Annotated in this window: 18 protein-coding genes, 2 pseudogenes and 1 riboswitch; of the genes and pseudogenes, 9 read left to right on the forward strand and 11 right to left on the reverse strand. The window is 69.8% G+C overall.

The genetic code is table 11. The annotated features are described in order from the left end of the window. Positions 1 to 29 precede the first annotated feature (29 nt). A pseudogene (locus OG395_RS10330) lies at positions 30 to 227 on the forward strand (aminoglycoside phosphotransferase family protein); the annotation flags it as partial. Positions 228 to 284: 57 nt separating this feature from the next. On the opposite strand, the gene OG395_RS10335 reads toward OG395_RS10330, so the two are convergent. Beyond that, complete coding sequence (locus OG395_RS10335; protein ID WP_327242611.1) at positions 285 to 1,043, reverse strand: DeoR/GlpR family DNA-binding transcription regulator; 759 nt, start codon at positions 1,041 to 1,043, stop codon at positions 285 to 287. Between the two features lie 74 nt (positions 1,044 to 1,117). Between OG395_RS10335 and OG395_RS10340 the strand changes: the two genes are divergently transcribed. Both OG395_RS10340 and OG395_RS10345 read left to right on the forward strand, forming a co-directional pair. Beyond that, on the forward strand, positions 1,118 to 2,311 hold the full coding sequence (locus tag OG395_RS10340; protein WP_327242612.1) for an MFS transporter: 1,194 nt from the start codon (positions 1,118 to 1,120) through the stop codon (positions 2,309 to 2,311). Then, on the forward strand, positions 2,308 to 3,090 hold the full coding sequence (locus OG395_RS10345; RefSeq protein WP_327242613.1) for an alpha/beta hydrolase: 783 nt from the start codon (positions 2,308 to 2,310) through the stop codon (positions 3,088 to 3,090). Before OG395_RS10340 ends, OG395_RS10345 begins: the two co-directional genes overlap by 4 nt. On the opposite strand, the pseudogene OG395_RS10350 reads toward OG395_RS10345, so the two are convergent. Beyond that, positions 3,070 to 3,855: pseudogene (locus tag OG395_RS10350) on the reverse strand (IS200/IS605 family accessory protein TnpB-related protein); the annotation flags it as partial. The gene OG395_RS10345 and the pseudogene OG395_RS10350 sit on opposite strands and share 21 nt — an antisense overlap. A gap of 248 nt (positions 3,856 to 4,103) precedes the next feature. Between OG395_RS10350 and OG395_RS10355 the strand changes: the two are divergent. Further along, positions 4,104 to 5,183 (forward strand): NAD(P)H-dependent amine dehydrogenase family protein, encoded by a 1,080-nt coding sequence (locus OG395_RS10355; protein ID WP_327242614.1) that lies wholly within the window; start codon positions 4,104 to 4,106, stop codon positions 5,181 to 5,183. After that, on the forward strand, positions 5,180 to 5,659 hold the full coding sequence (locus OG395_RS10360; RefSeq protein ID WP_327242615.1) for a carboxymuconolactone decarboxylase family protein: 480 nt from the start codon (positions 5,180 to 5,182) through the stop codon (positions 5,657 to 5,659). Before OG395_RS10355 ends, OG395_RS10360 begins: the two co-directional genes overlap by 4 nt. A 3-nt stretch (positions 5,660 to 5,662) precedes the next feature. Here the strand turns inward: OG395_RS10360 and OG395_RS10365 are convergent, their stop codons facing one another. Next, a complete protein-coding gene (locus OG395_RS10365; RefSeq protein WP_327242616.1) occupies positions 5,663 to 7,306 on the reverse strand; it encodes a GMC oxidoreductase in 1,644 nt (547 codons plus the stop codon). A gap of 700 nt (positions 7,307 to 8,006) precedes the next feature. After that, positions 8,007 to 8,774: a transglycosylase SLT domain-containing protein gene (locus OG395_RS10370; RefSeq protein ID WP_327242617.1), complete on the reverse strand. Its 768-nt coding sequence runs from the start codon at positions 8,772 to 8,774 to the stop codon at positions 8,007 to 8,009. A gap of 2 nt (positions 8,775 to 8,776) precedes the next feature. Beyond that, positions 8,777 to 8,964: riboswitch (cyclic di-AMP (ydaO/yuaA leader) on the reverse strand. 575 nt (positions 8,965 to 9,539) lie between these two features. Between OG395_RS10370 and OG395_RS10375 the strand changes: the two genes are divergently transcribed. Then, positions 9,540 to 10,493 carry a DUF5996 family protein gene (locus OG395_RS10375; RefSeq protein ID WP_327242618.1) on the forward strand — a complete coding sequence of 318 codons (954 nt, stop codon included), beginning with the start codon at positions 9,540 to 9,542 and terminating at the stop codon, positions 10,491 to 10,493. Positions 10,494 to 10,503: 10 nt separating this feature from the next. Here the strand turns inward: OG395_RS10375 and OG395_RS10380 are convergent, their stop codons facing one another. Next, entirely contained in the window at positions 10,504 to 10,863 is a 360-nt protein-coding gene (locus OG395_RS10380) for a UBP-type zinc finger domain-containing protein (RefSeq protein ID WP_327242619.1), read from the reverse strand. Between the two features lie 257 nt (positions 10,864 to 11,120). Continuing rightward, on the reverse strand, positions 11,121 to 12,347 hold the full coding sequence (locus tag OG395_RS10385) for an FUSC family protein (RefSeq protein WP_327242620.1): 1,227 nt from the start codon (positions 12,345 to 12,347) through the stop codon (positions 11,121 to 11,123). A 174-nt stretch (positions 12,348 to 12,521) separates the two neighbouring features. Between OG395_RS10385 and OG395_RS10390 the strand changes: the two genes are divergently transcribed. Next, positions 12,522 to 13,685, forward strand: a complete 1,164-nt coding sequence (locus OG395_RS10390) for a glycosyltransferase (protein WP_327242621.1) — start codon at positions 12,522 to 12,524, stop codon at positions 13,683 to 13,685. A 125-nt stretch (positions 13,686 to 13,810) separates the two neighbouring features. Here the strand turns inward: OG395_RS10390 and OG395_RS10395 are convergent, their stop codons facing one another. The 5 genes from OG395_RS10395 to OG395_RS10415 all read right to left on the reverse strand — a co-directional run bounded on the left by OG395_RS10395 (position 13,811) and on the right by OG395_RS10415 (position 18,957). Then, positions 13,811 to 14,350 (reverse strand): MarR family winged helix-turn-helix transcriptional regulator, encoded by a 540-nt coding sequence (locus tag OG395_RS10395; protein ID WP_327242622.1) that lies wholly within the window; start codon positions 14,348 to 14,350, stop codon positions 13,811 to 13,813. Positions 14,351 to 14,449: 99 nt separating this feature from the next. Then, positions 14,450 to 15,085, reverse strand: a complete 636-nt coding sequence (locus OG395_RS10400; RefSeq protein WP_327242623.1) for an SRPBCC family protein — start codon at positions 15,083 to 15,085, stop codon at positions 14,450 to 14,452. 73 nt (positions 15,086 to 15,158) lie between these two features. Then, positions 15,159 to 17,546 carry a xanthine dehydrogenase family protein molybdopterin-binding subunit gene (locus tag OG395_RS10405; protein ID WP_327242624.1) on the reverse strand — a complete coding sequence of 796 codons (2,388 nt, stop codon included), beginning with the start codon at positions 17,544 to 17,546 and terminating at the stop codon, positions 15,159 to 15,161. 5 nt (positions 17,547 to 17,551) lie between these two features. Then, complete coding sequence (locus tag OG395_RS10410; RefSeq protein WP_327242625.1) at positions 17,552 to 18,088, reverse strand: (2Fe-2S)-binding protein; 537 nt, start codon at positions 18,086 to 18,088, stop codon at positions 17,552 to 17,554. Then, on the reverse strand, positions 18,085 to 18,957 hold the full coding sequence (locus tag OG395_RS10415; RefSeq protein WP_327242626.1) for an FAD binding domain-containing protein: 873 nt from the start codon (positions 18,955 to 18,957) through the stop codon (positions 18,085 to 18,087). The genes OG395_RS10410 and OG395_RS10415 overlap by 4 nt, the downstream gene beginning before the upstream one ends. Positions 18,958 to 19,099: 142 nt before the next feature. Between OG395_RS10415 and OG395_RS10420 the strand changes: the two genes are divergently transcribed. After that, positions 19,100 to 20,194, forward strand: coding sequence for an XdhC family protein (locus OG395_RS10420; protein ID WP_327242627.1), 1,095 nt, complete (start codon positions 19,100 to 19,102; stop codon positions 20,192 to 20,194). A 48-nt stretch (positions 20,195 to 20,242) separates the two neighbouring features. Beyond that, positions 20,243 to 21,526, forward strand: coding sequence for a TetR/AcrR family transcriptional regulator (locus tag OG395_RS10425; protein ID WP_327242628.1), 1,284 nt, complete (start codon positions 20,243 to 20,245; stop codon positions 21,524 to 21,526). Positions 21,527 to 21,562 lie beyond the last annotated feature (36 nt).

The following is a 21,562-nucleotide window of genomic DNA, read 5'->3' on the forward strand; positions in this document are numbered from 1 at the left end:
AGGCACGATGGGACAGCCTTGGGCACTGCGTCGCCGAGGGCGGCATCCTGGCCGATGATCCCGCAGCCCACCTGTACTGGCGGATGCTGGATGCGCTCGCCTACGCACCGACCGCGGAGAAGGTCGCCGGGCCCTGGCGCGAACCGGGGCGGGACGACCTCACCCAGGCTCTGCTCACCAGCAGACCGGAGGAGTATCTCCAGACGCTCTTCGACCGTTACGGCTGAGCCGCCCGAGGACGGAAGACGCAGTGACGGGCGCGTGCTGTTCAACCGACGCGCAGGTCACACCTGTCGCACGAGCACGCCCGCCGCAGTCAGTGCGTCGACCTCTGCCTCGGGCGCGGCCTCGTCGGTGACGACGGCGTGCAGTGCGGTGACGGGCGCGACGAGAGCAAGGGCGGTACGGGAGAGCTTCGCGCCGTCCGTGACCGCGATGACGCGGCGGGCCGACGCGATCGCGGATCGCTTGACGGCGGCGTCGTCCACGTCGTACGCGGTCAGGCCGTTCGCGGCGTTCAGCCCGCAGCAGCCGACGACCGCGGTGTCGAAACGCAGGGCGGCCAGCGATGCCTCGGCGAGCGGGCCGGTGAGTGCGAGCTCTCCCGGCCGGGGGCGGCCACCGGGCACCAGCAGCGTGAGGTCCGGTGCTCCGGTCAGTGCGTTCACCGCGTGCAGGGACAGTGGCATGACCGTCAGGCGGCGGTGCTCCAGCGCGCGGGCCACTTCCAGGCAGGTGGTGCCGCTGTCGAGGACGACGGACTCCCCGTCGGCGATCAGCCCGGCAACCTCGGAGGCGATGCGTCGCTTGACCTCCAACCCCTCCGTCGCCCGCAGCCCGAAGGGGGGTTCGTCGCCGCGCAGCAGCAGACTCCTCGCTCCTCCGCGGTATCGCTCCAGAATGCCCTGCTCGGCCAGGGTCTCCAGGTCGCGGCGGATGGTCATCTCCGACGCGCCGGTCAGGGCGGCCAACTCCGCGACGCCGGCCCTGCCCGCGTCGCGTACCGCCTCGGTGATCCGTCTCAGTCGCTCAGTGCTCGCCACATCAGTGATGGAACACCATCGATGTTCACAACGCAAGCTTTCGAACATCAAAGATGTTCGATATGTTCGTCGCCATGGAGAGATCGCTGCGGACCGGCCGACTGGTCACGACCGCCTACTTCGCCCTGAACGGCTTCGTCCTGGGGATGTGGGTGGTCCACATCCCTACTGTCGAGCGCCACGTGGGCATCAGTCATGCCGTGCTCGGCTGGCTGCTGCTCGTCCTCGGCGCGGGAGCCTTCGCGGGCATGCGGATCACGGGCCCGCTCACCGATCGGTGGGGCGCACGCATCGTCGTCCCACTGAGTGCGGCTCTGTGCAGCGCGGCCGTGGTCCTTCCGGGTCTGGCCACGGACACATGGACGCTGGGAGCCGCACTCGCACTGCTCGGACTCGGCAACGGCTGCCTCGACGTCAGCATGAACGCCCATGCCATCCAGGTCGAGCGGGGCTACCGACGCCCCGTCATGTCCGCCTTCCACGCCACGTTCTCCATCGGCGGCGTCCTTGCCGCGCTGGTGGGCGCGCGCACACTCAGCTGGGGCTGGAGCCCGGCGGCGACCCTCGGCTCGGTGGCCGTCCTCGGCCTCACCGTCGCCGCACTCGCCGCCCGCGGGCTCCTGCCCGCCGAACACGTCCCCTCCCCTGCCGAGAAGGCTTCCGCCGGTGTGACGCAACCGGCACACCGGACATCCCGCCGCATCTGGGCGCTGGCCGCACTCGCGCTGATGCTCATGCTCTGCGAAGGAGTGGCCAACGACTGGAGCACTCTGCATCTGCGGGACGTCCTGAACGCCACCGCCGCCACCGCCGCTCTCGCCTACGGCGCGTTCGCCACCGCCATGACCGTCGGCCGACTGCTGACCGACCGAGTGGCCATGCGCTTCGGGCCCGTCGCCATCCTCCGCTACGGGGCGGCCCTGGCCGCGGTGGGGCTGACGACAGCCACGTTCTCCACCTGGATCCCGCTGGCCCTTGTCGGCTGGGCCGTGTTCGGGGCCGGGCTGTCCGGCTGCATCCCGCAGCTCTTCAGCGCCGCCGGCCACGCCGACCCGGGCGCCGCCGGGACGAATGTCTCGCGTGTCGCCGGTCTGGGCTATCTCGGCATGCTGGCCGGTCCCGCCGTCATCGGACCGCTGACACACTTCCTCCCGCTCAACCTGACCTTCCTGCTGCCCCTTGGGTTCTGCGTCATGGCATCGTGCGCAGCCGGCCTGCTCCGCTCGCCGCGCAGCGCTCCCAGCCGACTGGAGGCCGAGGCGGCATGACGGGCACGGACTACACGAGCCCGGGGTGCAGCACACTGCGGCACTTCCCACTGAAGTGCGACGGCGAGACTCTGAGTTGCCTGGCAGCAGTCCCGCACATCTCGCATCCCACCCTGCTCACTCGCCCCACAGCCGTACTCCTGCACGGCGCCGGTACCAGCGACACGTCACGCCTCACCGGTCTGCTGTCGGACTTCGCCGCTCGCGGACACCACGCTCTCGCCTTCGACTTCTCCGGGCACGGTGACAGCTCCGGTCGGCTGAGCGAACTGAGTCTGGAGCGCAGATTCGCCCAGGCCCGAGCCCTGATCGACAGCCGTGTTCCCGACAGCGGCCCGCTGGTCCTGATCGGATTCAGCATGAGCGGGCAGACCGTCGCCGACCTGGTGGCGCACTACGGATCCCGGGTCGTCTCCATCGGACTGTGCGCGCCGGCGGTCTACGCGCCCGAGGCATGGTCCGTTCCCTTCGGCGCGGGATTCACCGAGATCATCCGCACGCCGGACAGCTGGCGGCGGTCTCCGGCACTCGACGTCTTCCGCTTCCTGTCCACCCGCGCGGTCCTCGCCACACCACTCACGGACACGATCATTCCCCCGGCCGTGACACAGGCGGTTGCCGGTGCCCTGGCCACCTCGCGCTGCCGCTTCACCGGGCTCGTCCACCCCGACGCCGATCACCGTCTGGGCCAGTGGTTCGCCGCCAACGCCGTGCCGCGCGGCCGCTTCGTCGACACCGTACTCAGCGGCACACCGTTCCTAACCAGTGCGCACAAGTGAGTCCTGGACCCACTGTTGCGTTCTGGGCGCATCCCGAACGGTGTTGGATGCGCTGGGTTCCCGCTTTCGCTTCCCGCTCGGCAACGGTCCTCCAGGGGGCCGGTCCGTGGTGGGTGGGCGGGTTCCCTCACGCCCCCGGTGACCTGGTTCGGCCTGGGCGGTCCGATGCCCCGCACGATCACTCCGGTCGTGTGGGGGCGGTGCCGTCCTTCCCCAAGCTCTCAACTACGTTCGAGCAGGGGATACCCCATCCCGGACCGGGTGTCCAAGGGCGCGTCGACCGATCGCGATGCCGGCGGCATCGTGACGGGACATCTTTCGATGGGGGGTGGCCAGCGGTTTCTGCCAGTGCTGGGCACCCCACAGGGAGGTGTAGGCCGGGTCGACCGCGACGACCGCGAGCCCCTGTTCGGCGGCCACCGACACCAGCCGGGCCTTGAGTTTCCCGGTCGGGATGCCGGAGATGAGCTGCCGGAACCGCTTCTGGCGGCCGTGTTTCTCGCGGGTCTTCTCGGTGGTGAAGTCGAGGTCTTCGATGCCGATCGCGGCGACCCCGGCCCGCACCGCCCAGTTGATCAGACGGGTCAGGGCGTGGCGGATCTGTGCGTCGCGGTGGCCGGTGGTGCCGGACAGGTCGTAGGGGAAACGGTGCGGGTCGCCGATCGGGTTGCCGTGCCGGTCGAGCCGGTAGGCGGCGAAGTGGTCGGCGTTGGTGTCGACGCCGACCATGCCCTGGGCGCATGCGGCGGCGAGTGGAATCGTCTTCACTCACTACGGCTCAGCAAACCGACAGCAGCTCGCAACCCCCGACGTAGGGACCGTCCGCGAGACCAACGGCCCCCGACCGCAAGGCGTCCCCGTCAGCCTTGGCGGACGCGGGCGGCCGCGGCCCGAGGGGCGTCGCGGGGGCGGCCGACTCCCCTGCCCCGCCCGGCAAACTCGTCTGCTCCGCCCGGCAAACTCGTCGCGTCGCGGCACTAGGAAGTGACAGGTCCTCTCGCTACCCTCCGCGCATGATTTCCACGGTTGTCTGGGGCACGGGCAACGTCGGCCGCGCCGCGATCCGCTCTGTCGAGGCCCATCCGGCGCTCCAACTCACCGCCGTACTCGTCCACAATCCCGACAAGGTGGGACGCGACGCGGGCGAACTCGGTGGGCTCGATCGTCCGCTGGGGGTCGTGGCGGGCGACGACGTCGATGCCGTGTTGGCCACCGGTCCGCGGGCCGTCGTGTACGCCGCGTCCGGCGACATCCGCCCCGACGAGGCTCTCTCCGACATCACCAGGGCGATCCGGGCCGGGGCCGTGGTCGTCACCCCCGCCCTGTACGCCCTGTACGACCCGTTGGGCGCCCCGTCGGAGCTGCGGGATCCGGTGCTGGCCGCCATCGCGGCCGGTGGCGGCTCGCTGTTCGTCTCAGGTGTCGACCCCGGTTGGGGCAATGACGTACTCCCGCTGCTGATCAGCGGACTCGGCACCTGCGTGGACGTGATCCGCTGTCAGGAGATCTTCGACTACTCCACCTACGACCAGGCGGAATCGGTCCGGTACCTGGTCGGCATGGGCCAGCCGATGGAATACGAGCCTCTGATGCTCGCACCGACCGTCCCGACCATGGTGTGGGGTGGGCAGATACGGCTGATGGCCAGGGCTCTGGGGGCCGAACTCGACGACATCCGTGAGACGTTGGACCGGCGCTCGCTCGACGCCACGGTGAGCACCAGAACGATGGGCACGTTCGAGGCCGGCACTCAGGGCGCCGTGCGGTTCGAAGTGCAGGGCATCGTCGCGGGCGAACCACGCATCGTCATCGAGCACATCACCCGCATTCACCCCTCCTGCGCACCGGACTGGCCGACGCCGCCGGGCGGAGACGGCGCCCATCGAGTGATCATCGAGGGCCGCCCGCGCATCGAGGTCACGGTCGAGGCCACCGACGAGGGCGAGAACAGATCCGCCGGCGGGAACGCCACCGCGGTCGGCCGGCTCGTGAACGCCATCGACTGGCTCGTGGACGCGGAACCAGGACTCTATGACGCGCTCGACGTCCCGCTGCGCCCCGCAGTCGGCAGGCTCGGAAGGAGACAACCATGAACATCGACATCCCCGAGGGCAAGGACGCGATCGAGTACGTGTGGGGCGAGATGGTGCCCGGGATCGGGATCGCCGCATCGAACTTCTCGCTGGCGGTGTACGCCCACACGACCCTGGGACTGCGCGAGTTCGAAGCCGCGCGGTTACGGATCGCCCAGATCAACGGCTGCCTCTTCTGCCTCGACTGGCGGACCGAACGGGACGGTGTGAAGATCGAGGGGGAATTCGCCGACGCGGTGACCCAGTGGCGTACCACCGACGTTTTCGACGACCGGACCCGGTTGGCCGCCGAATACGCCGAGCGGTACGCCCTGGATCACCACAACCTCGACGACGCGTTCTGGTCCCGGATGAGCGCGCACTACAGCCAGCTCGAGATCGTGGAGCTGAGCATGAGCATCGGATCATGGCTGGCCTTCGGCCGGCTCAACCATGTGCTGGGTCTCGACACCGTGTGCGCGCTGCCCGGCCGTTGATCGTCACAGGTCGGTGGCGATGATCTTCTCGATGTTCCGTTCGGCGAGCGCGGTGATGGTGACGAACGGGTTGACGCTGGTGTTGCCGGGGATCAGCGAGCCGTCGATGACGTACAGGCCCACGTAGCCGTGCAGGCGGCCGTAGTTGTCGGTGGCCCGGTTCAGCACCGCGCCGCCGAGCGGGTGGTACGTGAGGTGGTCGCCCCAGATCTTGTAGGTGCCGAAGAGATCGGTCCGGTAGATCGTCCCCTCCTTCTGGTTGATCCTGTCGAAGATCGTCTTGGCGGCGTCGATGGACGGCTGCTTCCAAGCTGTCTGCCAGTTCAGGTCGACCGTGCCCGTCGCGGCGTTCCAGGAGAACTCGGCCCGGTTCGGGTTCTTGGTGATGGACAGGTAGAACGAGGCGTATGTCTCGATCCCGGTGGGCAGCGGCGCAACCTCGGCGAACGCGCCACCGGCGGCCCAGTTGTCGATGCCGCCCGTGGGAATGGACGCCTGAAGGCTGCCGGTCGGGTCCCACAGATGATTGGCCCGGCCGCACATGACGTTGCCGTTGTCGCCCCACCCTTTGCCGATCTCGTTGTTCAGGCCGGGGAGCGCGCCGGTGGCCTTCAGCTTGACCAGCAGCTTGCTGGTGCCCACGCTGCCGGCCGCGAAGAACACCCGGTCGGCGGTCACCGTCTTGGTGGCCGTGGTGACACCGCCGGTGTCGATCTGGTCGATGACGACCGTGTAGCCGCCACCTGCCGCCGGGGCGACCGAAGTGACCTTGTGCAGCGGCGAGATGGCGACCCTGCCGGTGGCTCTGATCCGGTCGATGTACGTCTTCTGCAGCGATTTCTTGCCGTAGTTGTTGCCGTAGAGGATCTCGCCGGCCAGCGCCGACCTGGAGACGGTTCCGGCCTCTTCCTGCCTCATGTAGTCCCAGTCGTACACGGTGGGCACGAAGACGAACGGGAAGCCGGCACGTTCGGCCTGCTTACGGCCGACCCGGGCGTACTGGTAGCACGCGGCGGTGTCGAACCAGGCCGGATCGATGGTGCTGGCCCCGAGCGCCGCATTGGCGCGCGGGTAGTAGATGCCGTACATCTCGTCGGCGTCCACCGACGGGAGGACGGCTCCGAAGTTCTCGCGCTTGGGGGTGACCGCCATCCCGCCGTTGACCAGCGAGCCGCCACCGACACCGCGGCCCTGGTAGACGGTGATCCCGCTGAACTCCTCGGCGTCGAGGATCCCTGTGCTGCGGGTGACGTTCTTGTCGATGGGGAAGCCGAGGAAGTTGCTGAGGGGTTGCTTCGTCCTGGTGCGGAGCCAGTACGACCGACTGTCCGGGGATGTCGTGTTGGCGAAGATCTTGCCGTCCGGGCCGGGGGTGTCCCAGGCCATGCCCATTTCGATCATGTGCACGTCGACGCCTGCCTGGGCGAGACGCAGTGCGGCGACGGAGCCGCCGTATCCGGACCCGATCACCAGGGCCGGGACATGGGCCCCGGAGCCGATCGGAGCGGCCGCGGAGCCGACCCCGGCCTGGGCCGGGGTGGTGTGACCCGCGAGGGCCGCGACTCCTAAAATAGAACCAGTTCCCGTGATGAATCTTCGACGTGAAACGCCCTTGGGGCCTGCATCATGCATGGTGGAGTCACTCATGTGACACGCCTCACTCTCTTCAGAGTGAAACTGGTTCTACTGCTGTTTGCGTGTCAAGTCACTACATACCTGCGGGTAATATGCACCCGATCGAGGCGCCCGGACACGCAACGTCACGCATCAGGCGGGCCGGCCCCGGTGGCGCTCGGTCCTCCTCGGCGAACGCGCGCCTGCGCGAGCAGAGCGGTGCGGTAATCCCGGTGCCTCTTCGACAAGCGGTCTCGTCGCCCGTCTGGACGACGAGCCGGCCGGGTGGTGCGCGATCGAGCCCCGCACGCCCTACCCCCGCCTTTTCCCGCCCGCGCCTCCTGGACCGGACGGCAGGAGGACAGGACCGGCGACAGCGCCTGGGCAGTGACCTGCTCCGTCACTCGCAAGGGCTTCCGCCTGATCGGCATCACGTACGCGCCCGCACGCGCCACGGTCGATTTCGCGCGTGATCGCGGAGCTCGCGCGGTCGAGGCCCAACCGATGATCACACGGCCGGCAGTGCGCATCCCCTGGGGGCGAGCTCCATGTCGGCAGCCGTGACGTTTTTCGCCGACGCAGGGTTCGCCGAGGTCAGCAGGCCCACACTCAGGCGGGCCGTCATGCGGATCGACTTCTGAATCGTCTCCCGTGCGCGACACCGACGGGAACGGGTGGCGAAGCCCCATCGGACCTTCGCCACCCGTCATTCCCGAATCAACGCAACCGGGGGTCAGTAGGCCCCGAACACGTTGTCGATCGAGCCGTACTTGGCGGCGGCGTAGTTGCACGCGGCCGTGATGTTGGCGACCGGGTCGTAGGGGTCCATCGACGTACCGGGCACGTGGTAGGCCCGGAAGGTGGGGTCGATGACCTGCAGGAGACCCTTGGACGGCGTGCCCTTGGCTGCGTTCGAGTCCCAGTTGTTGATGGCCCGGGGGTTGCCCGAGGACTCGCGCATGATGTTGCGGTGGATCCCGTCGTAGCTGCCGGGGATACCGTGCTTGGCCATGACGGCCAGCGATTCCTTGATCCAGCCGTCGAGGTCGTTCGTGTACGTCGCGGGCTTGGGGGTGACAGCAGCGGCGGTGCTCGCAGCCGTCGTGGACTCGACAGCCGCGGGCGCGGCCTCGGCGCCGATGGTGAGCTTCTGGCCCGGGTGAATCACGCCGGGGTCGGCTCCGATGACCGCTCGATTGTCCTTGTACAGCTGCTGCCAACCGCCGCTCACGGACTGGCTCAGGGCGATCTTGTAAAGGGTGTCACCGGCTATCACGGAATAGGTGGAGGGCGTAGCCGCCCGCACGGCAGTCGACTTGGCGGGGGCGGCAGCGGGCGCCACCGTCTTGGCGGCGGCGGTGACAGGCTGCGCCGGAGCTGCCGAGGCAACGGTCGCCCCGATCATCGGAAGAGCCAGAGCGGCTCCGCCCGTGCTCACGGCAATGATTCCGCGAGTCAGCGAACCGGACTTACGACGACGGTGGTTACCCATTGCGGGCATGGCGCATTCCTCTCCGTCGCCTACGAGGTGAGCTGTCGGGTTGAGGCTGGAGTTGCCTGGCCGTATGGGAATACGACTTCACCCCTAGCCGTTCCGGATACCGGATCGGCGGCTTGCCTGGGTCCCCCGCTCCTGCCGTACATGAGTGGTCGGGTTCCCGGACGGCGGCAGGATTCGGCGTTCCATCCGGATTGACGGTGACCGTAGGCGAGAAACTCCGACCTGAACAAGCCCCCATTTCTCGATCACAATTCATTTACAAGATCGAGTCATGGAATTTCCCCCAATCCACCCCTGCCCACGAAGCCAATTTTCTTGGCGCAGCAGGGAACCGGGCGGCACGCCGCTGCGTCCGCGCGCCCGAAAGGTGACTCTCACCACTCAGTCCGAAAAGGGCGATTTGCCCGGCGCGTAAAGCCTCGACTCGTGAGGGTTGCGCATGCATCAGACAGTCGAGCAGCTTCCCCTAATCGCCAAAATTGCGACATTAGGCAGATATTGGCGTCGGCGGGCAGGCCCTCCGGCCTCCGGCTCGTCGGGAAGGGCGTCCCCGGGGAGACGGAAGGGAGCAGCCGCGCGTCACGCGTCTGCTCCGACTGCGGCGCACGAGTGGCCGCCCACCCCGGCCAGGTCGCGCAGGTTCACGCGAACGACACCAGGGCGGTCGCACGAGGTGCCGTACGCCTTCGGCATGGCCATGATGGTGCGGAAGAACGCCCTGCCCGCCCACCGGGACCGTCCGGCAGCACGAAAGAAGTGATGGCGATGGAGCTGTTCCCGCCCATGCCGCTCGCCGAGTGGCGTGACACCAAAGAGACGCTCCACCGCTTCGCGCAGGTCGTCGGAAAGATCCGCCTCGCGGCCAGTGTCCGGCGCAATCACTGGTGGAACGTTCCGTTTCACCTCACTGGCCGCGGTATCACCACCCGCCCCATGGGGCAGATCGACGGCAACCCGATTTTCACGGTGGACTTCGACTTCGTCGACCATCGCCTCGTCATCACAAGACTGGACGGCGTGACGGTCTCGTTCCCGCTTTCGGGCCAGTCCGTGGCGTCCTTCCACGAGAAGGTCATGGCCGCCCTGGAAGCGCTGGGTATCGAGGTGGATATCAACGTGCCCAAGCCATTCGATCTGCCTGACGCCGACCGGCCGTTCGCCGAGGACACTCAGCACGCGGCATACGATCCCGAACACGCCAACCGGTATTGGCAGGTTCTCAGTCAAGTGGCGCTGGTACTGGAGGAATTCGCGGCGCGGTTTTCGGGGAAAGTCAGTCCCGTGCACCATTTCTGGCACACCTTCGATATCGCCCACACCCGCTTTTCGGAGCGTCAGATCGACCAGCCCCAGCGGATCGACCCGGTGACGCGGGAGGCCTACTCCCGGGAAGTGATCAGCTTCGGTTTCTGGTTCGGTGACGACAAGTTCGCCGCGCCCGCGTTCTACTCGTACACCGCTCCCGAACCGGCGCGGCTGGCGGAGGAACCGCTCACTCCGGTGTCGGCGCAATGGGTGGATCGTGGCGGCAGCCACCTGGCGGTGCTGCCGTACGACGCGGCCCGCACCGAGAGCGATCCCCGTGCGGCCGTACTCGCCTTCTACGAAAGCGCCTATCAGGCCGGAGCGGGGCGCGCCGGCTGGGACATCGACCGTCTCGCCTGTCCCGGCGGGATGACCGATCCGTGTCTGAGGACCCGTATGTCCGCCGGTGGATGAGGAGCGCGGTTCAGTGCAGCTGCCGCTCCCAGTCCGCGGGGACCTTGCCCTGGGGACCCGGGGTCGGCTGGTCGACCGGGTGCGAGGTGGGCGGCAGCAGCTCCAATCCCTCGTAATATTCCTCGGTCTCGATGTTCCAGAGCCAGTTCTCCCCCGGCTCGAAGCTGGCCAGGAAGGGATGTCCTGCCTCGCGTGCGTGCTTCGTACCGTGCTGCGAGGGGGAGGAATCGCAGCAGCCGATGTGGCCGCACGCGGCGCAGCGGCGCAGGTGCATCCACCATCCCGGTCCGTCGCCCGCCAAGCAGTCCGCACATCCCGCCCCGCTGGGAGCTGCGGCGAGATCGATGCCTGGGATCTGGTCAGGTGCCATGTGACGTGCCTCCGTGGTCAGGCGCGAGACCGCGGACCCTGCGGGTCTCGGCCCCGGCGCTCTGAGGCTTCCGGTTCCCCTCCTGCATCGTAAGGCCGGGCTGCCGGCTCCGCCTGCGTCGAACAGCCGTGCCGGACTCCGGGCGCCGCTCGACGGTGTGAAGTACCCACCCTGTAGGGGGCGTTCGCGTGTGTGGGCGCCGGCAGGACCAGGGCATTCGGGCGTCGCGGGGCGCGTGGTCTCCTGTCGGCTCGCCCTCACGCCCCCGGGACTGTCGGCTGCGCGGCCCGGTGGCTGCCGAGCCGCCGCCGCAGTGCGGCGAGCCGGGGATGGCGTTCGTGCAGTTCATCGGAGTGGCGGTCGAGTTCCTCGCCGAGGCGTTCGGCGCGCTTGTCGATGTCCAGCTCATCCAGAATGCGGTCGACCTCGGCGAGCAGCGCACCGTGCAGTTGCCACTGTCGGGGGTGCTCCTGGACGTCCTCGAGCAGGAGGTCGGCCACCACGTCCCGAGTGGCGCGGCTGGCGGCCAGTGCGGCGGCAAGTCGCGACTCCGCCTCCTCGGCATTGGCGGACACCGGGGTGGTGATCAGCGTGGAGAAGCTCTCGATGGCGTCGGCCATCTGCGCGAAGAGTTCCCGGAGCGAGGCGGCCACGTCCTCCGGGAACATGGTTTCCTCGGTCCGGGCTTTGGCCAGGTCCGTCAGCGTGCGGGCCAGCACGCGGAGCACAACGGCACAGATCTCCAGTGTGTCGAGTCCGGTACGCAGGACGATGCGGTACAGAAGACCCTGCCGGATCCGGGGGTTGAGCAGGAGGCTCTCCTCGGCCTGCCGCAGCGAGGCGTCGACGGCCACGATGTCGTGGTCGAGTCTGCGGGCGTCGTGCAGTCTCGCCGCCGCCTGCGCGACGGAGATGTGGCCACCGACCTCCTCGCCCATGGCCCGGAACGTCCGTCCCATCTCCCGTGCCAGTTCGTCGATGGACACGCCTGCGTTCTGCACCCATACGGGCGGTGCGAGCAGGTTGAACAACAGGCCGACGCCCGCACCGATCAGGGTCTCCAGAACGCGGTCCCACGCGGTGGCGGCGACCTGGGAGACGCCGAGGACGAGCATCGCGCTGATGGCGACTTCCGGCACGAACTCGTCCACCCGCACCATCCGGCCGATGATCAGCGAGCTGAAGATCGTCAGACCCAGGCTCCACCAGCTCAGACCCACCAGGGCGCTGAAGCCGATGGCGATGAGCACCCCGACGACGACGGAGTTGACGCGACGGATGCCCGTGGTGAGTGTCGCGTACAGGGTGACCTGGACGACGAGGAGCGCGGTCAGCGGAGCCGTCAGCGGCGCGGGCTGCGGAAGGGTCCACACCGCGACGACATACGCGATGACCGCGGCCGCCGTCGAGCGCAGGGTCTGCGCCGCGACAGGCTCGGTGGTCTGCCGTACGAGCTTGATCACAGGTGCGGAGATTTCAGGCATTTCACTCTCCTTCCCTCGTACGACTGCTTGCAGCACCACGAATCCACCGGACGGGTTGCGCGTGGGCCCTGTCGATGGGTGAGAGGAGCTCGCAAGGCGCGACGGCGGCGGAGTGCCGGAAGTCGGCGCAATGCAGTCCTGTGGGTGTGGGGCTCCGATCCCTAGGGTCGTGCCATGCGTGTACTTTTCGCCTCGACCAGCGGATCGGGCCACTTCAACCCCCTTGTCCCGTTCATCGACGCCTGCGCGGCGCGTGGGGACGATGTCCTCGTCGTCGCACCGCCCAAGCTCGAACGTTTACTGGCGACCCGGGAACAGCCCTACCGCATCGGCGGGGAGCCGCCGGAGGCCGAGCTCGTGCCGCTGATGATGCGGGTGTTGGGGCTGCCTGCGGACGAGGGCGTGTCCCTGATGACCAGGGAGGTGTTCGGCAGGCTGTGCACCACCGCCATGCTGCCGACGCTGGAGGAGCTCTGCCGGGAGTGGCGGCCGGATCTGGTCCTGCACGAGATGTACGAGCTCGCGTCGGTGGTGGCAGCCGAGCGCCACGGTGTCCCGCATGCCCAGGTCGCCGTTTCTGCCGCGGAGTTCGCCGAGTCCACCGACGAACTGCTCTGCCCGGTACTCGATTCGTACGGTGCGGGCATCGGGGAACGGCTCCGGGCCTCCCCCTATCTGACCCGGCTCCCCGCGTCCCTGGACCCCTCGCCGTACGCGGTGACCCGGCGCTACCACCAGCCACCCGCCCCGGACGCTCTGCTGGACCGGTGGCACGGCAGCGAAGAACCGCTCGTCTACGTCACGCTCGGCACCGAGGTGGGCGGCATGCCGAACGCCTCCGCCCTGTACCGGACGGTGCTGGCGTCCGTGAGCGAGCTACCGGCGCGCGTCCTGCTGACCACGGGCCCCCTCACCGAAGTATCGGATTTCGGAGCGATCCCCCGCAATGTCCATGTGGAGAAGTGGGTCCCCCAGGCCGACGTACTGGGCAGCGCCTCCCTCGTGCTCTGCCACGGCGGTTCGGGCACGGTCTACGGCGCCCTCGCCGCCGGTGTCCCGCTGGTCTGCGTGCCCCTGTTCGCCGACCAGCCGATGAACGCGGGGCTGGTCACCGGAGCGGGCGCAGGTCTGACCGTCACGGCGGACGGACCGGGGCAGGAGACGGCCGGGTTCGGCCCGGACGGTGTCGCCCGCCTGCGGTCGGCCGTCGAACGGGTACTCAAGGAACCGTCGTACCGGGCGAGTGCCGAGCGCCTGGCGGCCGAGATGTGTGCCACGCCGACAGCCGGCGAACTGCTCGGCAGTCTCGGGGCCGTTCCGGCGCCCGGTCTTCGCTGAGACCGGGGCAGGGCACGCGTGGCGGTCAGTGCCGGAACCAGGAACACCGGTGCCTGGCCTGCGGCGCGACCGGTCCGGCGTCGGCGACGTACCAGGGAGCACCACGACGATTCGGGACACGCCCTCTACTGCGCGGCGCCGGGCGGCTCCTCGTCGGATTCGAGGATCGAGTCCTCCAGCCTGCGCAGCAGCCGCGCGAGCTGGCGGCGTTCGGACGGCGACAGCCCTGCGAGCATCCGGCGTTCGTTGTCGAGATGCTCCGCGAACACGGTGTCCACCGTCGTGAGGCCCTTGTCCGTGAGACGCGAGTACACGACCCTGCGGTCGTCGGCATCCCGTTCACGGACGATCAGGCCGTCCTTCTCCAGACGGTCGATCCGCAGGGTGACCCCTGCCGACGACACCAGTCCGGAGTCGGCGAGCTGGCCCGCCGTCAGCCGGAACGGCTTCCCCGACCGCCGCAGGGCGGTCAGCACGTCGAATCCCGCCACGGACAGACCGTGCCGCTCGATCGACGTGGTGAGCCTGGTGCTGTAGCGCAGGAACGAGCGGTGGAGCCGCGCGAGGACCTCCAGCGGACTGGTGTCCAGCTCCGGCCGTTCGCGCGCCCAGTCCTCGATCACCTTTGCCACGGCGTCCCGGTCCCCCGGCCTCGATCCAGCCATCCTCAACCCCTCGCACGGCTCCCGCAGACTTCTCACGGCCCTGAGAATCTTACCGCTGAGGGGAAGAGTCGGGACCGGGGGTGCCTGCGCCGTAGGGCTTCACCTGCGGGAACGCCGCCTCAGCACCTGGAGCACCACCACCGCGAACAGCACGGCCGCCGTGGGCGCCGCAGCCTTCCTGAGCAGCACGGGCAGCGCCGCGGCACCGAGGTCGATGGCCTCCGGCTCGGGCGCGACCCGGCCCCGGAGCGTTTTCGTCGTGCCCGCCGTGGACACCGCAGACGCAGCCGGTCCGGCGTCCCGCAGCAGCTCTTCGAGGCGGGTGGCGAACTGCTGAACGATGCGGTCGCCGACCTCGGTCATGATGCCCCGGCCGAACTGCGCCGGACGGCCGGTGATGTCGAGGTCCGTGCGTACGCGCACCCGGGTGCCGGCCGGGTCGACGGTCAGCGTCGCGGTGACGGCGGCCGACGCGGTGCCTGCGCCGCGGGTCTCGCTCCCGCTGAGGTCGAGTTTCATCGAGCGGGCGGCATCGTCGCGGGTGACGGTGCCCTCGCCGCGGTAACTCATCTGCACCGCACCGATCTTGACCTTGACGCGGCCGGTGAACGAGTCGGCGTCGAGGGTGTCCAGCACGGCGCCGGGCATGCAGGGCGCGACCCGGTCGAGGTCGTGGAAGAGCTTCCAGGCGTCGTCAGGGTCCGCCGGAACGGTAAAGGTGTGGTCGAGCTGCATGGTTGTCCAATCGGGGAGTCGTCCGGCCCGGGGCCGGACGTGGATGCGGAGTCGGTTTCAGGTGGGGCCGGACTCAGGTGCGGGCTGCCGTACGGATGAGCGCGCGCACCCGGCTCGGAGAGAGGGGGCCACGGCGTACGACCACGTCGAAGGGGCGCAGCGCGTCCTCGACGGCGCCGGCAAGTACCGCCTGGGGGGCGATCGCGCCGCCTTCCCCGAGGCCCTTGACGCCGAGGTCGTTCATGGGGCTCGGGGTGAAGATCTCGTCCATGTCGAGGTCGGGGATCTCCGAGGACGTGGGTACCAGATAGTCCATGTAGGTGCCGGTGCGGGGCTGGCCGTCGGGGCCGTAGACCATCTCCTCGTACAGTGCTCCGCCGATTCCCTGCGCGATGCCGCCGGTGACCTGGCCTTCCGCGATCATCGGGTTGACGATGTTGCCCGCGTCGTGGACGACGACGTAGTGCAGGATCTCGATCTCGCCGGTGTTTTCGTCGACCTCGACGACGGCCGCGTGTGCTCCGCTCGCGACCGCGAAACCCGGTGGGCGGAAATGCACGGTCTCGCTGATCTCGGTGCCGTGCCGGCCGTCGGTGGGTTCGGGGGTGCCGGGCAGCGGTGCCTTCCCTGCCAGTTCCGCCAGGCTGATGGACGGACCGCCCGGCTCCTTCGCCTGCACGACACCGTCGCTCAGCTCGAGCCCGTCCGCCGCGACACCGAGGCGGCGGGCCGCCGCTTCGACGATCTTCTCGCGGACGAGGCGGCCGGCCCGGTGGGTGGCGTTGCCCGCATTGACCAGGGCGCGGCTGGCGATGGTGCCCACGCCGAACGGAGTGGCCTCGGTGTCGCCGCCGACCACGTCGATGGCATCGAGCGGCACCCCGATGGCGTCGGCGGCGATCTGCGCCATGGACGTGCGGTGCCCCTGCCCCTGGGAGGGGGCGCCGATGGCGAGCCGCACCCGGCCGCTGGGGGCGATGTCGATCCGCGCGGTTTCGAACGGTCCGAGGCCGGTGGCCTCTATGTACATGGCGAACCCGATGCCGACTCGCTTGCCGTCGCGGGCACCTTCGCGTTGCTGGGCGCGTACCCGCTCGACGTCCGCCTTCGCGACGGTGCGGCGCAGGAGTTCGGGGAAGTCCCCGGAGTCGTAGGACTGCGGTCTGCCCGAGCGGTCCACCAGTCCGGTCGCGTAGGGCATCTCGTCTGGCCGCACAAGATTGCGGGCCCTCAGCTCCTCGGGCTCGATGCCCAGTTCGGCGGCCAGCCGGTCCATCGCCCGCTCCATGGCGAACACCGTCTCCGGGCGGCCGGCTCCCCGGTAGGGCGTGGCGAAGGTGGTGTTGGTGAGGACACCGACGACATCGATGTGCACGTTCGGGACGCGGTAGGGACCCAGGAGATGGCACAGCGAGTTGTACGGCACGACCAGGCCGGTCATGTTGTACGCGCCGAAGTTGACGGTGATCCGGTCGCGTACGGCGATGAGGCGGCCTTCGGCGTCCGCGGCGAGCTCGATGCGGTGGATCTGTTCGCGGGCGTGCGAGGAGGCGATGAGGTTCTCGTTGCGGTCCTCGCGCCACAGCACGGGGCGGCCGAGGCGACGGGCGGCGTGCGGGACGAGGAGTTCCTCGACGTAGAGGATGCCTTTCTGGCCGAAGCCGCCGCCGACGTCCGCCGCGATGACGTGGACCGTGGCGGATTCCAGGCCGAGAGTGTGGGCGATGGCGTCCCGCAACCGGTGCGGGGTCTGGGTGCCCGACCAGACGGTCAGCCGGCCGCTGTACGGATCGACCTGGGCCGAGATCGCACGGGTCTCGATCGGCGAGGCGACATAGCGGTGGGCATCGAACTGCTCGCTCACCACCGCGTGCGCGCCGGCGAACGCCGCTTCCGGGTCGCCGACGCGAGTGGCGACGGCGACCGCGGTGTTGTCCGCCAGATCCTCGTGCAGCAGGGGCGCGTCCGGGATCAGGGCGTGTTCGGGGTCGACGAGCACGGGCAGCGGGGCGTACCGCACCTCGACGAGTTCCAGGGCGTCCTCGGCGAGGTAGCGGTTCCCGGCGAGGACGACGGCGACGGGCTGGCCGACGTAGAGGACCTTCTCTCGGGCGAGCAGCGGCATGGGCGTCATCCGGACCACCGGGTCCAGGAGCTCGGCGAGGCCCGGCGGGGTGCGCAGTTCCTCCTTGTTCAGCATCGCGGGCAGGTCCGCCACGTCGTCGCCGGTCCACACGGCGACGACGCCGGGTGCGGCGAGGGCCGCGGTCACGTCGACCGACTCGATACGGGCGTGGGCATGCGGGCTGCGTAGGAAGGCGGCCTCGACGGCGCCCGGGAGCGCGATGTCGTCGACGTAGCGGCCGTTGCCGCGAAGCAGCCGGTCGTCCTCCACGCGTGGGACGGAACGGCCGATCCAGCCGCCGTTGCCGGGCCGGGTCCGGTCGAAGTCGTGGGACATGGGGGTCACTCCCCGAATCGCTCGTCGAGTGCCTGGCACACGGCACGGCGGATGTTGCGGTAGCCGGTGCACCGGCACAGATGCCCGCTGAGCGCGTCGGCGACCTGTTCCTCGTCGGGGCGCTCGGACCGCTCGGTCAGGGCGGTCGCCGTCATGACGAATCCGGGCGTGCAGAAGCCGCACTGCATGCCGTGGCACTCGTGGAAGGCCCGCTGCACGGGGGTGAGGGGGGCATCGGCGGGGGCCAGGCTCTCGACGGTGCGGATCTCGGCACCGGCGCATTGCACGGCCAGGGTCAGGCAGGTGCGCACCGGCTCGTCGTCGACGAGGACGGTGCAGGCCCCGCAGACCCCGTGCTCGCAGCCGACATGGGTGCCGGTGAGGCCGAGCCGGTCGCGCAGGAAGTCGCTGAGCAGCAGGCGGGACTCGACCTGGGCGGTGACCGGTCGTCCGTTGACGGTGAGGTCGATCTCGTGCCAGGCGGAGGGCTCGGCGAGCGGCGGTGTGCGCGCGGCGAGCGGGGTGGGGACGGAGGGGGTCATCGGCAGCGCTCCCAGGCGGTGGTGCAGGCGTGGACGAGGAGATGGGCGGCGCCCTCGCGCCGGTACTCGGCAGTGGCGTGGACGTCGTCGGAAGGGGTGAGGCCGGCCAGCACGGCGCGGGCCGCGGCGGCGCGGGCCTGCTCGCCGGCGTCACTGCCCACGAGCGCATCCTCGGCGGCGGGCAGACGTACCGGGACGGGGCCTGCGCCGCAGAAGACCACGCGGGCCGTGCGGACGGTGCCCGCAGCGGTGTCCCTTTCCAGGACGACTGCCGCGCCGACGGTGGCGAAGTCGCCGTGCCTGCGGGTCAGTTCCTCGAAGGCCCAGCCGTGGTGTGCCGGGGGTGGCGGGAACACGACCTCGGTGAGGAGCTCGTCCGCGTCGACGGCGGTGGAGAAGGTGGCGACGAAGAAGTCCTCGGCGTTGACCGTACGGGTGCCGCGCGGCCCGGTGATCACGAAGCGGGCGTCCAGGGCCAGTGCCGCGGTGGGCAGTTCGGCGGCCGGGTCGTGGTGGGCGAGGCTGCCGCAGACGGTGCCGCGGTTGCGGATCTGCGGGTGTCCGATGTGGCCGATCGCGGCGGCCAGGAGCGGCCATCCGTCCCGTACCGCGTTGTCGGCGGCGGCGTGGGCCTGCCGTACTGCGGCTCCGATGCGGAGGTTGCCCGACTCGTCCACATAGAGGCGGCCGAGTTCGGGAATGCGGGTGATGTCCACGAGCAGCCCGGGCCTGGCGAGGCGCATGTTCAGCATGGGGATCAGGGACTGGCCGCCCGCCACGACCTTGGCCTCCCGCTCCTCGTCGGCGAGGAGGGAGACCACCTCGCCGACAGTGCTGGGGGCGGTGTAGTCGAAGGATGTGGGTTTCAACCTGCTGTCACCGGACCTCTCGGGTCGTCGTCGCGTCATGGCATTCGACACGGACAGATCTATCTAGTACCTGAAATGATTTACACTAAAGTTTCTTCTTGGCAAGAGGTTGCCCGAGATTTCACGGCCCGAGGAGAGCGATATGCGACACGTCATCGACCAGGCAGCGGCCTGGCAGCGCTCCGGAACCCGCTTCGCCATGGCGACCGTCGTGCGGACCTGGGGCTCGTCCCCGCACGGTCCGGGCGCGTCGATGCTCGTGTCCGAGGACGGTCGCATTGTCGGCAGCGTCTCCGGCGGCTGCGTCGAAGCCGCCGTCTGCGCGATCGCGGAGGAGGTACTCGCGGGCGCCGCCCCGACGGTCGAGCGCTGGGGAGTCGGTGACGAGGACGCCTTCGCGGTGGGCCTGACCTGCGGGGGAACGATCGAGGTACTGGTCCGCGAGGTAGGTCCGGAGGTACCGCTCGGCCGGCTTGCCGCCGACATCGCGGCCGGCGCTCCGGTCGCCCTGGTCACCCCCCTCGACAGCGCCGGCGGCCTGGTCGTCGGCGGCGGGACGGCGACGGGTTCGCTGGGCGACCCACGCGCGGACCGGGCCGCGAGCCTGGCCGCCGAGGGAATGCTCGGCCGCGGCGCCAGCGGGCTCGTGACCAGCGGGGACGGTTCGACCGACGACACCGGCTGCGCAGCACAGCAGGAGTTGCTGGTGCAGTCCTTCGCATCCCGGCCACGGTTGCTGATCTTCGGCGCGGCCGAGTTCGCCCGGCCCCTGGCAGACATCGGCGCCGCGCTCGGCCACCGGGTGACCGTCTGCGACGCCAGGCCCGCCTTCGCGGTGGCCGAACGCTTCCCCAGGGCCGACGATGTCGTCGCCGACCGGCCCGACCGCTGGTTCCGCGCCCATGAGGACCTGGTCGACGCTGCGACGGCGGTGTGCGTGCTGACCCATGACACCCGGTTCGACGTGCCGGTTCTCGCTCTCGCCCTGCGCAGCCGGGCCGGTTACGTCGGAGCCATGGGCAGCCGCCGGACGCACGAGGGCCGTCTCGCACGACTGCGCACGGCGGGCACGACCGAAGCGGACATCGCACGGCTGCGCTCGCCGATCGGACTCGATCTCGGCGGCCGGGGACCCGAGGAGACCGCCGTGTCGATCATGGCCGAGATCGTCGCGATGCGGCGCGGCGGCAGCGCACTCCCCCTCACTCTGCGAACCGGTCCCGTCCACAGGGTGTGACCGCTTTTGAACGACTGTTTTTATGAACACTCGTTTAATGTGAACCTTGTGGATCCAGAGAGCAAGAGCCGTCGGCGACCGGTCGGAAGCCCCACGTCAGGAACCGGGCAGGGAGAAGGGCAGCCGTCGCAGCGCCGCCCCGGCTCCCATGACCCGGAGGGCAACCGTCACGCGGTCCTCGACGCGGCCCGGCGGCTGTTCGGCGCGCACGGCTACAAGGGCGTAGGGGTCCGCGCCATCGCGGCCGAGGCCGGGGTGACGCCCGGCCTGGTGATGGCGTACTTCGGCACCAAGGACGGTCTGTTCCGTGAGGCGGTGGGCAGCGGGTCGGGCGTCACCAACGACGTGCTCGCGGCCGCGGCCGACAACTCGGGCGAACTGCCCGCGGCTCTCGCCCGCGCCTACCTCGACCGGTGGGACCGTCTGCCGGCCGACGATCCCTGGCCCGCACTGATCCGCTCGGCCGTCAGCCACCCGCCGAGCGCCGAACTTCTGCGCACGATCCTGGAGAAGCAGGTCGGCGAGCCGCTCACGCGGCTGCTCGGCGACTCGGCCGACGCCGAGGTGCGCGCCGCCGTGGTTCGGAGCGTCCTCTTCGGCGTGATCATGGAGCGCTATGTCTTCGCTCATGAACCGGCGGCCTCCGTCCCGACCGAGGAGCTCGCTCCGGCGCTGGCGGACGTGCTCACCACCGCTTTCGGCGAAGCCCTGGCCGACGCTGCCCCATCGGCACCGGGCGCCGCGGCCGCAGGCGAGGGCATGCCCGCGCGCCCGCACGCGGACAGGCCGGCCGGGGTCGGCGCGGCCCCGCGGCCCCCCTCCGTGACCGGCTCGGAGCCCGTACGCCCTGAGCCTCTTCGCGCGGAGCCCGTGGCCCCCGGTGCGGACGACTCCCCCTCGGCCCTGTTCGCGATACTGAGCGAGTGCGCCGTTCGCCATCAGGCGCTGATCGGCAGGACCGTCCGTGAGTACGGCGTCAGCCTGCCCGCTTACGACGTGCTCGCCACCCTCCGCGACGCGGGCGAGCCCTACCGCCGCACGATGGGCGAGGTGGCGGCGGCCGGCACGGTCCGCGCGGGCGGTCTCACCCAGCACGCGGACCGTCTGGAGGCGGCGGGTCTGATCCGGCGGGAGCGCGACGCGGACGACCGCCGGATCGTCCGGCTGCGTCTCACCACGGAGGGTCTCGAACTCGCCGACCGGGTCTTCGCCGTACGGTCGGCCCAGGAGCGGGAGTTGCTCGCCGGGCTGGGCGCTGCAGACCGGCGCCGGCTCTCCGGGCTGCTCGGAGCCCTGGGGCAAACGCTGGGGGCCGGTGTCCCGGAGCAGTGATCGCTGCTCCGGGACACCGGCCCCGCACCGGGACTG

Origin of the sequence: Streptomyces sp. NBC_01320, assembly GCF_035974375.1 — a bacterium.
Classification (GTDB): Bacteria; Actinomycetota; Actinomycetes; order Streptomycetales; family Streptomycetaceae; genus Streptomyces; species Streptomyces yanii.